At 48.4% G+C, this 13,263-nt stretch carries 20 protein-coding genes; 13 read left to right on the top strand and 7 right to left on the bottom strand.

The window, feature by feature from the left end; genetic code table 11:
- The first annotated feature begins 353 nt into the window (after nt 1-353).
- Nucleotides 354-1,241 (top strand): FRG domain-containing protein, encoded by an 888-nt coding sequence (locus tag REH51_RS18150; protein WP_009724371.1) that lies wholly within the window; start codon nt 354-356, stop codon nt 1,239-1,241.
- Here REH51_RS18150 and REH51_RS18145 read toward each other — a convergent pair.
- The 6 genes from REH51_RS18145 to REH51_RS18120 all read right to left on the bottom strand — a co-directional run bounded on the left by REH51_RS18145 (nt 1,213) and on the right by REH51_RS18120 (nt 3,653).
- Nucleotides 1,213-1,599: an abortive infection family protein gene (locus REH51_RS18145; RefSeq protein ID WP_498932447.1), complete on the bottom strand. Its 387-nt coding sequence runs from the start codon at nt 1,597-1,599 to the stop codon at nt 1,213-1,215. The genes REH51_RS18150 and REH51_RS18145 overlap by 29 nt on opposite strands.
- A 99-nt stretch (nt 1,600-1,698) precedes the next feature.
- Nucleotides 1,699-1,956, bottom strand: a complete 258-nt coding sequence (locus REH51_RS18140; RefSeq protein WP_009724369.1) for a hypothetical protein — start codon at nt 1,954-1,956, stop codon at nt 1,699-1,701.
- A gap of 99 nt (nt 1,957-2,055) precedes the next feature.
- Nucleotides 2,056-2,274 carry a hypothetical protein gene (locus REH51_RS18135; protein ID WP_009724368.1) on the bottom strand — a complete coding sequence of 73 codons (219 nt, stop codon included), beginning with the start codon at nt 2,272-2,274 and terminating at the stop codon, nt 2,056-2,058.
- Nucleotides 2,275-2,443: 169 nt separating this feature from the next.
- Nucleotides 2,444-2,686 carry a hypothetical protein gene (locus REH51_RS18130; RefSeq protein WP_009724366.1) on the bottom strand — a complete coding sequence of 81 codons (243 nt, stop codon included), beginning with the start codon at nt 2,684-2,686 and terminating at the stop codon, nt 2,444-2,446.
- Nucleotides 2,687-3,013: 327 nt separating this feature from the next.
- Nucleotides 3,014-3,325, bottom strand: a complete 312-nt coding sequence (locus tag REH51_RS18125) for an addiction module antidote protein (RefSeq protein WP_009724365.1) — start codon at nt 3,323-3,325, stop codon at nt 3,014-3,016.
- Entirely contained in the window at nt 3,312-3,653 is a 342-nt protein-coding gene (locus tag REH51_RS18120; RefSeq protein ID WP_009724364.1) for a type II toxin-antitoxin system RelE/ParE family toxin, read from the bottom strand. The genes REH51_RS18125 and REH51_RS18120 overlap by 14 nt, the downstream gene beginning before the upstream one ends.
- Before the next feature lie 220 nt (nt 3,654-3,873).
- Here REH51_RS18120 and REH51_RS18115 point away from each other — a divergent pair, with 220 nt between their 5' ends.
- From REH51_RS18115 to REH51_RS18090, 6 genes are all read left to right on the top strand, one after another.
- Nucleotides 3,874-4,533 carry a hypothetical protein gene (locus REH51_RS18115; RefSeq protein ID WP_009724363.1) on the top strand — a complete coding sequence of 220 codons (660 nt, stop codon included), beginning with the start codon at nt 3,874-3,876 and terminating at the stop codon, nt 4,531-4,533.
- A gap of 57 nt (nt 4,534-4,590) precedes the next feature.
- Nucleotides 4,591-5,184, top strand: a complete 594-nt coding sequence (locus REH51_RS18110; protein ID WP_009724362.1) for a 3'-5' exonuclease — start codon at nt 4,591-4,593, stop codon at nt 5,182-5,184.
- Nucleotides 5,185-5,244: 60 nt separating this feature from the next.
- Entirely contained in the window at nt 5,245-5,610 is a 366-nt protein-coding gene (locus tag REH51_RS18105) for a YfdP family phage-associated protein (RefSeq protein ID WP_009724361.1), read from the top strand.
- The gene (locus REH51_RS18100; protein WP_009724360.1) at nt 5,610-6,404 is read left to right on the top strand and encodes a DUF2303 family protein; all 795 of its coding nucleotides are present in this window, start codon (nt 5,610-5,612) and stop codon (nt 6,402-6,404) included. Before REH51_RS18105 ends, REH51_RS18100 begins: the two co-directional genes overlap by 1 nt.
- Before the next feature lie 52 nt (nt 6,405-6,456).
- Nucleotides 6,457-7,008: a single-stranded DNA-binding protein gene (ssb, locus tag REH51_RS18095; RefSeq protein WP_009724359.1), complete on the top strand. Its 552-nt coding sequence runs from the start codon at nt 6,457-6,459 to the stop codon at nt 7,006-7,008.
- A gap of 249 nt (nt 7,009-7,257) precedes the next feature.
- Nucleotides 7,258-7,758 (top strand): hypothetical protein, encoded by a 501-nt coding sequence (locus REH51_RS18090; protein ID WP_009724358.1) that lies wholly within the window; start codon nt 7,258-7,260, stop codon nt 7,756-7,758.
- On the opposite strand, the gene REH51_RS18085 is transcribed toward REH51_RS18090, so the two are convergent.
- Entirely contained in the window at nt 7,733-8,029 is a 297-nt protein-coding gene (locus REH51_RS18085; RefSeq protein ID WP_143759774.1) for a hypothetical protein, read from the bottom strand. The two genes, REH51_RS18090 and REH51_RS18085, sit on opposite strands and share 26 nt — an antisense overlap.
- A 91-nt stretch (nt 8,030-8,120) precedes the next feature.
- Between REH51_RS18085 and REH51_RS18080 the strand changes: the two genes are divergently transcribed.
- The 6 genes from REH51_RS18080 to REH51_RS18055 all read left to right on the top strand — a co-directional run bounded on the left by REH51_RS18080 (nt 8,121) and on the right by REH51_RS18055 (nt 13,254).
- Complete coding sequence (locus REH51_RS18080; protein ID WP_009724357.1) at nt 8,121-8,291, top strand: hypothetical protein; 171 nt, start codon at nt 8,121-8,123, stop codon at nt 8,289-8,291.
- A 658-nt stretch (nt 8,292-8,949) separates the two neighbouring features.
- On the top strand, nt 8,950-9,171 hold the full coding sequence (locus REH51_RS18075; protein WP_498936504.1) for a DUF4224 domain-containing protein: 222 nt from the start codon (nt 8,950-8,952) through the stop codon (nt 9,169-9,171).
- Nucleotides 9,168-10,187, top strand: a complete 1,020-nt coding sequence (locus tag REH51_RS18070; protein WP_009724354.1) for a tyrosine-type recombinase/integrase — start codon at nt 9,168-9,170, stop codon at nt 10,185-10,187. Before REH51_RS18075 ends, REH51_RS18070 begins: the two co-directional genes overlap by 4 nt.
- Before the next feature lie 246 nt (nt 10,188-10,433).
- Nucleotides 10,434-11,942, top strand: a complete 1,509-nt coding sequence (locus REH51_RS18065; RefSeq protein ID WP_009724353.1) for a tyrosine-type recombinase/integrase — start codon at nt 10,434-10,436, stop codon at nt 11,940-11,942.
- A 153-nt stretch (nt 11,943-12,095) separates the two neighbouring features.
- Entirely contained in the window at nt 12,096-12,476 is a 381-nt protein-coding gene (locus tag REH51_RS18060) for a plasmid mobilization protein (protein WP_009724352.1), read from the top strand.
- Nucleotides 12,466-13,254, top strand: coding sequence for a relaxase/mobilization nuclease domain-containing protein (locus REH51_RS18055; RefSeq protein WP_009724351.1), 789 nt, complete (start codon nt 12,466-12,468; stop codon nt 13,252-13,254). The genes REH51_RS18060 and REH51_RS18055 overlap by 11 nt, the downstream gene beginning before the upstream one ends.
- The last annotated feature ends 9 nt before the right edge of the window (nt 13,255-13,263 follow it).

Genomic DNA, 13,263 nt, shown 5'->3' with positions numbered 1-13,263 from the left:
TTTGGATACTTGCTCTGCAGTGCCAATAAGCGTGGATATAGATATAGCTTGAGTCCAACACTACCGGGAGACATCATACGAACCATCCCTTCGTAAGGCGAATCCTCTTGGACTGCTTGCTCTAGACTCAACAACGCTAGCAGAATGTTCTGTGCTTCAGTGTATAACCTATCGCCGGCATACGAGAGCGAGCATGTCGGACAGTTAGTGGAAGCCCAGAAGGTAATAACTAAAATTAATCAGATAGTTGTGCATGATGATATGTATTTATTATGCTTGTCTTTATAGTGGGGTGATTTTTTTAGATCATTAGGAAAGCTGGAAGGTAAACTTTGAATAGGCTGACATAAACTATGTGGGACAAATCAAATGACGATGTGTACCCTACCGTATCGAGCCTTCTTCAGCATTTTGTTTCTGATCAACGTTCTAGGCTTATTTATAGGGGACTTGGCTACCATCAGCATACACTTAGTCCGTCCATAGTTAGAGCCAAAATCTCTAGAAAACTAGAAGCTATCCATGGTGGAGACTCACAAACTTTCAAAGAGCTTACATACCTGCACTGGTTCGTAAATGCCTGTGATGATGCTGGGCTTCAAGTTGCTGGAGATAGTAGCGAGCTTAGGGGCTTCCTTAAGGAGCCAACAGGTCAATACAGCCAAGGCCGAAACGTTGATTTATTTAAATTCCCAAGTTTATGGCCTACAGATCAAGATTCGGTATTTCGTTTTCTGGCACAAGCCCAACATCACGGTGTACCTACGCGGCTTTTAGATTGGACTAGCTCTCCTTTGGTTGCTTGCTACTTCGCTGTCTCTCAGGCTTTAAACGAACGAGCCAAACAAGGCGACAAAGCAGACCTGTCAAACTGGATGGTGAGCATTGTTGAGCTTGACTGCAATGCAGCAGGTTCCTTTGAGGACACGTTCAGAATCAGAAAAGCTCCTGGCTCAACCAGTAAGAACCTTGCAGCCCAAAAGGGCATGTTCACGTTCATAAAAGGGTTTGAATTAGATAGCCTCGATATAAATAACCACGAATTATCCCGTACTTATCTTAAACGGCATCTTCTCCCTCTTTCAGAAGCAAAGGCATTGATGCAGCATCTTGAAAGATTGGGAGTAACAATTGCGACCCTTTTTCCTGGCTATGATGGTGCGGCGAAACACGCGACTGTAGCCATGATGCTTGACGATTTAGACCATGAGATCAGGGATGGGATCGAGCCTCAAGGGTAGCTATCAGGAAAGCTGCCATTGTCCCAGCGAGGTTAACAGCCAATTCAGCATGTCGAGGTTTCGGTTTGATCGGACGGGAGCCTTGGCCGTGGGCGTCTCCAACTTTGTTACGCAACTCTCCAAGACCAGTCACGATATTGGAACAACCACCAAGGATACGCTTGAAGGTTTCTTCCATGTGTTGTTCTGGCGACAGGTTAAGTGTAAAGGATGCTTTTCGGTACAAGGCGGGAAGATCATCGCTTTTACCCGTGTACTCCTGACCTTCAACTTGCTCAATGACGTGCTTGCAGACACTCTCAACCAAGGTTTTTGCCATGGTGATAGCGCCTTCAAAGTCTGAAGTTCTTCGATCCAAAGTTTTCTGCCACGCAGCATGAACATGGGTGGAATCGAACTTCTCCAGGGTTTCCCCGATAGCTGAATCTGAAGGTGACCCACACCTCTTCTAACTTGTCTAGAAGCGGCCTAAATTCACTCCAGATGTATTGTCTTCGCGGTTCGTACTGGTTGTTTTTTTGATAAAGGCCCAGAACTGACTCGGTGACCGACAGGTCTTCACCATCTGTGGTACAAGCTGCGCTATACCAGCATCGGACAATAGATTTGTTTGAATCGTGCCATAATCGAACTCAGAGATAGCACCGCCTGTTGCGCAGTCCACCATCATGTTCTGCATTGATTCAGCTTGTTCTAACAGAAACTGTCTATCCATACATTTTTTCCTTCAAACTTCTATGTTCATCTCACTAATTCTGAAGACCAAACAGTCTCTGCCTTAGGCAAGCAAAATAATAGTAGGTAGGAGTTAAGGCTAACCAGCCCCTGCTGCAAGACCTGTTAGTGCTGGGACGAACGGCGCAATAATCGTCATAATATCCGCGCTCTTACTGATGAACAGCCCCAGCTTCTCACTCAAATTCTTACTGTCATGCTGCGAAGCTTGCATATCACTGACAAGAGACAGCAGATCATCTAAACGTTGCAGGTCAGTGACGTTGGAACGAAGCTCACTCTTCAAGTCCTCAAACAATGATTCGCCAGCCTCTACAGTGACGTTTACGGAGTTGTCAGTAGAGTTCTGGTGAAGCGAGCATGCCCACCGTAGACGTTGTAAGTGATTTGCGCTGGTGCTTCCTGCCGTACAATATCCCGAACAACACTTTCGCCTCGTACGACCACCTTGCCCTCGCGAGTTACTTCTACCTGGAAGTGAGGGGGAATACCTGCCCCATACCTTGATAGAAGTTAGGCTCATCCACTACACAGCGTTCTGGCTTACTGAAGGGCATTTCCCTGATTAAGACATCACCTGGCTCTAGAGGATGCTCGGCTGCTAGATGGATTTTACGTCCTTTCTGGACAGAAGCTTTCACTGGCCCAAGAGTTTCGCCACTCGGTTTCTCAATCGATACTTTGTCACGGTACAGATTATCAAGTCCCATACTCACCTCTACCTAATTCTAGTGAGAGGCATCAAGTGTAAAGCATCGTTACATGCAGTACATCAATAATAAAGGGTCAAAGATTGCGGCTGAAAGGATGTGGTAAACACATGTGGTAAATAAGCAAAAAAGCATGTTCCATAAGCTATTAAAAAGCCAATAAAACATGCATTTAGATATGCAGTGACAGAGGGAAAGTCCGCCAACGGTATTTTAAATTCAATAACTTATTATGTGGTTTTATTTTTTACCCAACATCCCACCCAACATAAATACAGGCGCTTGTGTGCGCTTCGATGCGACACTATGCAAGGCTTTTTGGTGGTGTCAGCTTGCTGGCGCTTGATGGGTAAGATCGTGGAAGTTAACACCTGTGGCTTTAATCACCGCGGTCATAGTTCGAAGTGTTGGATTGCCTTTGGGGGATAAAGCCCGGTAAAGGCTTTCGCGTGATACTTTGGCACGCTCTGCTACCAGCGCCATTCCGCCTTGAGCTTCAACGACATGACGCAGCGCCATTAGGAAGGCTGACTCTCCCCCCTCTTCGTCCAGCTCATCAAACGCTGTTCGCAGGTAGTCCAGAGCCATACTGGGGTCAGTGCGCAGCATCTCAATAACTGCTTCATCATGACTTTTCATGACGTATTCTCCTTTTGTGGTCGGCCAAAAACGCTTTTGCCTGTTCGATGTCAGACTGCTGACGCTGTTTGGTACCACCTATTAACAACATTACCAAGCGCGCCCCTACCTTGGCGTAGTAAACGCGGTAGCCAGGGCCATAGGTAATGCGTAGCTCCCATACTCCATCACCTACTGTCTTGGTGTCGCCTGCATTACCCGCTGCCAGCCTGTTAAGGCGTGTTAGTACCCGCATAGCGGCTTGACGATCTTTAGCCTTAGTAGCATCCAGCCAAGCTTGAAAAGGGTCATAGCCATCAGCGGTAAGGTAGTGGGTAAGTTCAGTCATATGGCTATTGTAGCTTAAAAGCTACAAATTAAAAGAGATAGCGTGACTTTAAGCGATTGAAAAAAACTCAAGCGACAATGGCCTTTTTTACCAACGAATTCTTAGTAGCTGATTTTTCAATTTCGCGGGTATGAGAATTTCATTGGAGGGACGGTGTCCGTTCAAGTGAACTGTGGAGGGATTGGAATAGCCCCTACCCTCTCAAGTTACCGGTGCAATAGTGGGAAATGAGCGCGCCGAGCGGGCGAAACAAGCTCGTATCGCCAAGCTGCGCGAACGTATTAACGTGGAAATCTGGAGCTTTCTGGATACCGCTGTAGGGCTCGATTCAAGCGGCCTTGCAGACCTTCACGATGCCGTCGTGGCCATCGACGTAGACGGCTACTTTGATGTGACTGCGGAAGCCGAAGACGCCAAAGCCGAAGTGCTAAAGCGCATCAGCGAACAACACGGACAAACGTTGGAACGTGAACGGCTTGCGGCAGAGCAAGCCCAGGTGGAAGCAGATCGTAAGCGCCTGCGTGAAGAAGAAGAGAAGCGCGCAGCTGATCAACGTGAGCTTGAAGAATTGCGCCGTGAGAAAGCTGAACGCGAAGCGGCAGAGAAGCGTAAGGCTCAACCAGAGCCAGAGCCAGCGCCTGAACCTGAGCCAATGCCCGCCGCTGCTGAGCATAAGCCGCTGAACACTAGCCGCTTGAGTGCCGCCGCTGACTCCTTCACCAAGGCCACGGTACCGGCTCCAAAACCTGAAACAGTCACCATCAGCCGCGGCGAGTATGACCAGCTGCTAGCCGACCAAGCCAAGCTACACGCCTTGGAAGCCATGGGCGTCGATAACTGGTCTGGCTATTCCGCTGCGATGGATCAACTAGCCGCCTAACCGATTAATACTTCCCACCATCAGGGGCCGCAAGGCCCCTTTTCTTTGGAGCCTACTATGAACCCTGTTCTTTTCTTCGACACTGAAACCACTGGTCTTCCTGACTGGAAATCTCCCAGCGAAAGCGAACACCAACCGCACCTGGTGCAACTAGCCGCCATTCTGGCTGACACCGATGCACGTAAGGAAATCGCCACACTAGATTTGATCATTGCTCCTGACGGCTGGGAAATTCCTACCGAGGTATCTGATATTCACGGCATCACACATGAGCATGCTGCCGCTGTCGGTGTAGATGAATCACTAGCCCTCAACCTCTTCTTTCAGCTTTGGGGCCGGTACCCACGGGTCGCTCACAACCGCACCTTTGATCAGCGCATTATCCGCATCGCCGCCAAACGCTATATGAGCGAAGGCGACGCAGAGGCGTGGGCCGATAAAGAAGAGTTTGCCGACACTATGCTTCTGGCCAAACCCATTATGCAGATGCCACCCAAAGGCCGGTATGGCTACAAGTCACCAAAGCTATCTGAAGCCTACGAGTTCTTCACCGGTAAGCAGTTGGAAAATGCGCACAGCGCTATGGCCGATACCCGCGCCTGCATGGAGGTTTACTGGCACCTGCTCGATCACGAAGCGAAAGCCGCTTAACTCATTCCCCACCCTTGGGCCTCTGGCCCTACTCACCACACCTCAATGAGGTAACTCGCAATGTCTCATCCCACCGATGTGACCAGGTTCCTTGAAGACCTGGACGGCGGCGTATTGGCTGAACGCCTGGGTAAAGTCCTTAGCCATGCAGCAGCAGCCGCAACGGACAACCCAAAGAAGAAAGGCAAGGTTTCGATAGATCTCACTATCGAGAATATCGGATCCGGCGCCCGGGTCGGCGTTACTCATAAGCTGGCCTTCAAGATCCCGACCGAGCACGGCACGCAGTCGGAAGAACACACCACCGAAACGGTCATGTGTGTGAACACGGGCGGCGAAATGACGCTGGAGCCCAAGAACCAGTTCGACATGCTTGGCCACCCGCATCGTAAAGGCACCATTCAACAACAAGGAGAACAGCACTAATGTCATTGACCAAAGAAGCCCTGCAGCACATTGAAGCCAGCCACAAAACTGGCACCGAAGCCGCCGAAGGTCACGCGTTGATCGTCGGTGATAATTTCAAACTGGTGGATATGGAGAAGTACCAAGACCAGCGCCGCCGCTTTCGTGGGCAATTCAGAACCAAAGGGCTGAAAGATTTTATTTCCTACGTGGCGGGCCGCAAGAGCGAAGCGCCCGTATTCATCGACCGCGACGCTATGGCGGCATGCTCATATCTGGATATCGGCATTCCAGAGCGCCCTGGCCACTGCGATCATTCCGCCACCCTGAACCTACCCAAAACGCCAGAGTTCACAGCTTACCTGCACGCCGACGGCAGCACCTTCGATCAGGAGGAAATGGTCGAGCTGGTAGAAGATTGGGGCCATCTATTGGAGTTTGAAAACAGCAAAGGCGAACCTCTGGAGCGTACCAAGGTAATTCACGCTTTCCGGAAAGTCAGCCTAGAAGATCTCACCAACATTGAGAGCGAAAAGCAAGAGCATTCCAGCCGAGTTGGCGTCATGAACAGCGTCACCGTAAAGAACGCCGAACGCTTGCCTGCCGTTATCTACTGGAAGCTAACACCCTACGAGGGCTTAACAGAGCGCACACTGGCGATGCGCGTTTCCAGCAAGACCAAAGGCGGGCCATCGTTTGGGTTGCGCGCTATCGCGCTGGATGCCGCCAAAGAAGAGATCGCCGCCGAGTTCGCTGCACTAGTCACTGACGGCCTGCCGGAAAGCGAGTGCCTACTGGGTACCTTTCAGCCTTAACGGAAGCACCCAACCACACAGGGCCTTCGGGCCCTTTTCATTTGGAGGTCACATGGCCCGAGGCATTAACAAAGTCATATTGATTGGCAACCTGGGCCAAGACCCAGAAGTACGCTTCACTAAAGGCAGCACCGCCGTCGCCAATCTCAACATTGCCACCAGTGACAGCTGGATGGATCGCAATAGCGGCCAACGCCAAGAGCGAACCGAGTGGCATCGCGTCATCTTGTTCAAGAAAACGGCAGAAATTGCCCAGCAGTATTTGAAAAAAGGCTCAAAGGTCTATATCGAAGGCCGACTGCAGACACGCAAATGGCAAGACCAAAGCGGGCAAGATCGCTACACCACGGAAGTCGTCGCTAACGATATGCAAATGCTGGATGGCGTCGGGCAGCAGCAAGCGCCACAACAAAGCGGGTACCAGCAACCGCCTCAGAATCAGCAGCGCAGTGGCTATCAACAGCCGCCGCCGAATAACTCAGGCTATGGCGCTCCACTGCAGTCCCAGGGCCAACACCCACCGCAACATAACCAGCAACAGGCATACGGCGCTCCCAACTCTGCGCAGTACGACGACTTTGACGACGAAATACCTTTTAACTGACGCCTTATCGGGGCGCTCAAATACCGAATACACACATCGCGCCTAACCGCTTGCACATCGGTTCGGGAGGCGCGTGGTTTATTTGTACCAATAAGCCAGTGCAGCGGAGATATGCCGCCCCTCCTTAGCTCTAACCTGCAACTGCTGGCATGGGGTCAGCCTGCGCGGGCCGAGCTGACTGTTAATCAGTAGGCATAGGCAAAGCCGTAAGCCCCACGATACGGGGCCTTTCAAATTTAGGAGGCATCTATGAATGAGCGACTGAAAGAGTTAGCAGAACGGCTGACAGAGCCAGGCAGCAAATGCCAGCACCTCAGCATGTCTGAGGTGCACGAACTTAGCGAGGCAGTGCTAGAGCTGCTTGAGAATCCCGCCATCATTGACACCAAGCAAGTGTTTGCCGTCATCCAAAACGCCGATGGTACAGAAGGACGTGGGCCAAATTATGTGATGGCGGTATGCGAAGCTGAATCAACAGCTCGCCGCTTGGGTAAAGGCAAAGACGTTCAAGGCTCTGATTGCGGCATTGTGCCGACAGTAGCTATTCGGATCGGCAACCAAGCCTATGCCACCCCCTGCTCTTGGCTGGCACCGTGCCGGATTTATGAACCTAACGCCGAAGACAGAGCGGCAGAAAGGGAGCTACAGCATCAGCGGGCTGCGGAAAAGAAAAAGCATGACGCACTGGGGCGCGCTAAGGCGGCGGGCCTGAGTGATGAGGACATTAAGGCGTTGAGTAGTAATGATTAACTTCTGAAGCTGCTTTAGGGATGGAGCCGAGCATCGCACCCAAACTGGCCCAACCGACGTTTGCTGATACTTCACAAAATGTAGCAATTGTGATGCCGAAATTTTTAAGCATGACGGTACCCTCCTCATCGGGATGTTTGCCCGAACCAGTGTTGCTTAGTAGCCAATTTTTAACCAAGTGGAGCAAGAAGCAGATAAAAATCAGCAAGAGGAAAGGCCAAGGACAAGTGGAGATAAGACCCACCCACATCCCTAAAGCAGCTAAACCCATATTACCACAATATTTCGCAAATATCAATACACGCCCCAAATGTCAATAACTTTTTTTCATATTCAAGACAAATATTAATCGAGATAAGTGTATGAAACTTCGAAATATTAAGCATTTTCACCTATTCTGCGGCCTCGGTGGCGGCGCTCTGTGCTTCAACCGAGGCTATGCCCGTGCTGGCAACATCGAAGCCAAATTCCAATGTCTGAGCGGTATCGTCGCTTTACCTAAAATCAAAGCAACTTGGTCGATGGTGGCCTAGGAGAGACATGACCTATTACCCAAAGCCCACGCAGAGTGCATCTCCTGCCGACATGTTATCGCCGACTGTGGCAACCTAACCTTTTCCACCATGCCCATACTGAGCAAAAGCAAACACCTCATTATCGTCAGCTGCACGGAGTACCTAGATGCTCGATCTGCTCCCGAACGCCAAGCGGATAGTCGTGATAGTCTGCAAACGGCGGTCTATCCCTAACACACCGCAATGGCGATTATCAACGCACCTGTTTAAGCATTACACTCTAGCCTTAGACCGCACTATTGTATAAACAGAGTCCCCGCATGAGTAAGTGACTCCATTGGGAGACGATGTACGGCTAACGGGTAAAAGGTCGTGATGGGGCTTAGCGTTCTTATTCAAAAAGGAGTTAACTATCTCATCACCAGTTAATTGTGCATAACTAGCCGTTAGACAGCGCATCATTTCATCAAGCTTTCTTACACCTACAGTTCCAGCTTTTATGGTTCTAGCAAATACTCTTTGAGTCCCATCGTAGGTTTCGATGTCATAGTCGATAAGCATCTACATACTTCTCCATAGACTTTAAAAAACATTATCAATATTACCGCCTGCTGGCGGTTTTTTTGTGCCCGCAGGCCCTGCTTGGGCCTCGCTGTCCACCAAGGGAGACGCCATCATGGACCTGTTATTAACGCTAGGTGAGATAGAGACACTAACTGGCCGCAAGCGAACCAAGGAGCAATGCGCCTCGCTTGATGCCATGGGGGGGCGCTGGAAGGTTAATGCCAGTGGCGCACTTATTGTAGGCCGTCGGCATGTTGAGCAAGTGCTTTGCGGCGAAGATCTCAGTCAGGCGCCAGAAACCAAACGACCTAATTTTGAGGCCTTACACGCATGACGCAGGAAAACCCAGGCATCCCCAGGGTGTATTGGAAAAGTGGCGCATGGCGCTATAAATGCAACGCCCGCCAGAAAGCACTGGTGGGCAAAAGCTGGATACGACTAGGAGAAACTGCCAAGGAAGCTCAAGCCGCGTACGAACAGTGGCAAGAGCGGCTATTCCCCAAGGCAGGCATGGGCCGCATATTCGAACGCTATGAAGCTGAGATCATCCCCGCTAAACCAGCAGAGGCAACACGGCGTTCCAACCTGCAGGAGCTTAAAAAGCTGCGCGCCGTGTTTGCCGATTGTGAGCCAGGCGATATAACGGTTCACGACATTTATCGCTATATGGACGCCCGCGGCGTTCAGTCTAAAACGCAGGCCAACCATGAGCTGGCATTGCTCAAGCACATATTTAGGTACGCCCAGCGCTGGGGAATTGTCGAACACAACCCCGCCGATCCAGTAACCAAGTTTAAACTAAAGCCACGTGACCGCTATATCACCCACGCAGAGTTTAGCCGCTTCCTGAAATTCACTTCCCCGTGGGTACGCCGGTACGCCCTACTGAAATACAAAACCGGCTTACGCCAACGCGATCTTCTCACTCTTCGTCTGGATCAGCTTACACCGGACGGCATCGTTTTACGCAGCAGTAAGGCAGGTAAGCAGGCGCTGATACCGTGGGACGATGAGCTGAGGCGATTAGTGCAGGAGATAAAGGCCGACAATCTAGGCCGTGGCAAGCAAGGCCCCACGCTGTTCTGCAAGCGGGACGGTATGCCCTACAACAAGGATAAGTTTCACAGTCGCTGGCAATACGGAATGCGGAAGGCGATGCATGAAGGTCACGTCGAGCGATTTACCGAGCATGACATCCGCGCCAAGCACGCGACCGATGCGGATGACCAAGGCTATGACGCAATGACCAACTTACAGCACAGCGACCGTCGAACGACTGAGGTCTATCTGCGCGCAAAGCGGGTGCTGACAGTAAATACGTTAGGAGCGGAAGAGTTCTTAGAAGACTAGACATTCGTCTATTGTGCACTGGTCTAGCGAAAGCAGTATAACGGTAGGTGTTCCCCTCGTTATATTTTCGCCCTTTTTTGATGCCTAGAAACAAAAAAAGGAACCAGCTAAGTAGCTGATTCCCTTAATGTTTTGGCGGAGGGACAGGGACTATCCGATTCTTCATTTAAACCGTTGAAATACTTGATATACGTTGATTTTCTGCTAATTTGGGACAAATTACTGGGACAAATTAGCAGGAATCATATGGCAGACAATCTCATACTGAAAGGCTCAACCTGGCACGTTCGCCTTGAACTGCCTACCGATGTACGACATGCATTCGGAAACCGTCGGAAGCTAACGAAATCCTTGAAGACTGGAAACAAAGCAGAAGCACACCTCCGCAAGCTTACAATCTTGTCTGAATGGAAGTCTCGCATAAGGATGGCAAGACAAGGTGTTGAACAGGATGATTTTGAGAATGAGCTGCATTCATATCACTCGGGTGGGATGGGGCTCAAAAAAATATATAAAGACATCCTTATGAACCACATTTATGGCCATTCTGATTTTACAAAAAAAATTGTCAGAAATAACAATCAGTTAAATAAAAAGCATATAGCTTATATCTTCGAAAATGATGAAGATGGACTAAAAAAATGGAATGACAAGCTAGACGATATAGAGAATCGCTTTCCTGAAGATAGTCGAGCAAGTGCTGAGCTTGTCCTTGAATATCAGCAGATTAGCCAAGATATTCGCAACCTTATAGAATACTGGGGCTTGAAAGATAAAGGTTTCAGTGAAACACAGGCCAACGAGTTGATTAAAATGATAAATAATCCAGAAGATTTTAAACCAAAATCACCTTTTACCTCTCAACGACTTGAAGCTTTCCAAAAGCATCAAGTCGAAATCAAGGAGCTAGCTCCGAAAACCGTTGATACTTTCATCTCTAAGTTGAAAGTGCTTAAAAATTATCTCGAAAGCAATGGTCTTGAATTGTCGTTCGACAGCTACCAGCAGTTTCTAGATAGCTTGAATGTAAGCACAAAAACGAAGAAAAACCACATCCATGCAGGCTCAAGCTTCCACAAATGGGCTTCAAAATACGACAAAGACTATAAAAGCCGATATGACACAAGAGACAACCCGTTCTTGGGTCATGAAATGCCAAACGATAAGAAGAAAGGCAAGAAGAAGGAAGAGAAACGACTAGCCTTCAAAACTGAAGAAGTGAAAAAACTGTATGAGTTCGCTATATCCAAGCAAAAGCATCATGTGGCTTATGCTATCAAAATAGCGGGCTTAACGGGCTGTCGTATCGAAGAGGTATGTAGGCTCAAGAAAAGTCATATCGTCGCTGAAAACGGCATTCAGAGCTTATATGTCGAGGAAGGCAAGACAGATGCGAGCATTAGAAAAATTCCGATTCATTCAAGCTTGAAACCGCTTGTTGAACAGTTGGTGAAAAATGCCGATTCCGATGGCTATTTAATACACACATCGGGCGGGAATAAATATGGCATCCGCTCCGACTCAATAAGCAAGGCTTTTGGTCGTATCAAGAGAGAGCTCGGCTATGATGCTCGCTATGTATTTCACAGCATCCGCAAAACAGTTATAACTGCACTGCAACACAACGATGTTAAGCCTCTCGTTATCGCTTCTATTGTCGGGCACGAAACCGGGACTGTCACTTTCGATATATACAGCGAAGGAGCAAGTGCCAAACAGAAATTAGAGGCAATTAAAACTCTACCAGACATTTAAATCTAACTATATGTTATAATGTAGTTATTGAAGTTGGATTGAAGCCAGCATATCGTTCCGTCCCCTGCGGGGACTCCACTGCTGGTGAGGGGGCAAGCCCCCTTCAATCCCCCAAATCAACACCGGAATAAAAACAATAAAAGGAGATATAACATGGATGTTATTGAAGAAAACGAAAAGCAACTAAAGCGAACCATTGAAATGAAGGTTCGTGTAAATGATATTGAGTATAAAAAAATTAAGGAATTGGCTTACCTATACGGCAAGCCTATGGCTGACATTTTCAGGGAGTCAGCCTTATCTAGTTCCAAATCACATAAAGGTGGTCGCAAAACTCAACGAGCAGATCCTTCTTTAATAAGAGGTATAGCAAGAATAGGCAACAACTTAAACCAAATTGCTAAACAAGTTAATAGCACAGCCAAGGCTGGTGATGCTATTAACATATTAGAACTAATCGATGTGCTTCACAATATCAGAGCAGAGACAGGAGAACTGAAAGAAAAGCATAGGGAGGCACACAATGATAGTTAAGTTTAGAAAAGAAAAGCGAGGATTGCCTAAAAACCCACTTAGAGCCGCGAAAGGGGCAACAGGCTACCTGTTAGGCAACAAAGACCACAAAGGCCGTGAGAGAGGCTTTCAGCCCGTTCTATTAAATGGTTCGCCTGACGAATTCGAGCAGATTGTTGGGTATGGCAATCATGCAGGAAAATACACCAGTGGCGGACTGTATTTTGAAGAAAGTAGAAAGGACTTAATAGAGAGATTTGGCAGTGAAACAGAAGTCAACAAAAAGCTTCAAGAAGTGATGGATGGCTTTGAAGAAACTTTATTTCCGGGTTTAGATAAAGACCAATATTGTGGTGTATGGATTTTACACGAAGACAAAGAAAACATAGAACTTAACTTCCTGTTCGCCAAAGAAGAGCTTAGGAGTGGAAAAGGATTAACCCCTTATTTTCATGGGGCTGATTTAAAACGTGTTAATGCTTGGAAAGATATTGTCAACTTCGAAAATGGATTTTCAGACCCCACTCTTCCAGATAAAAAAAGAAGCTTTACACCGGAGTTTTTTAGTGCCTATAAGCCAGTTGATGAAGCAAGCCCTGAGCATAATAGGAGGCATTTAAAACAAGCTTTGACTGAAAACCTTGTGCAGTGTGTAGAAGATGGGCTATGTAAAAACAGGAATGATGTTATAGAGCTTCTAAACAAGGCAGAATACAAAGTCTCAAGAACCACTAAAAAGTCTATTTCTGTAATCAACCCTGAAACACACAAGCCCGTAAGGCTTACAGGTTCGATATGAATCGCCCCG

It is taken from the genome of Halomonas bluephagenesis (assembly GCF_054790765.1).
This window is presented reverse-complemented; position numbering and strand designations above follow the sequence as displayed.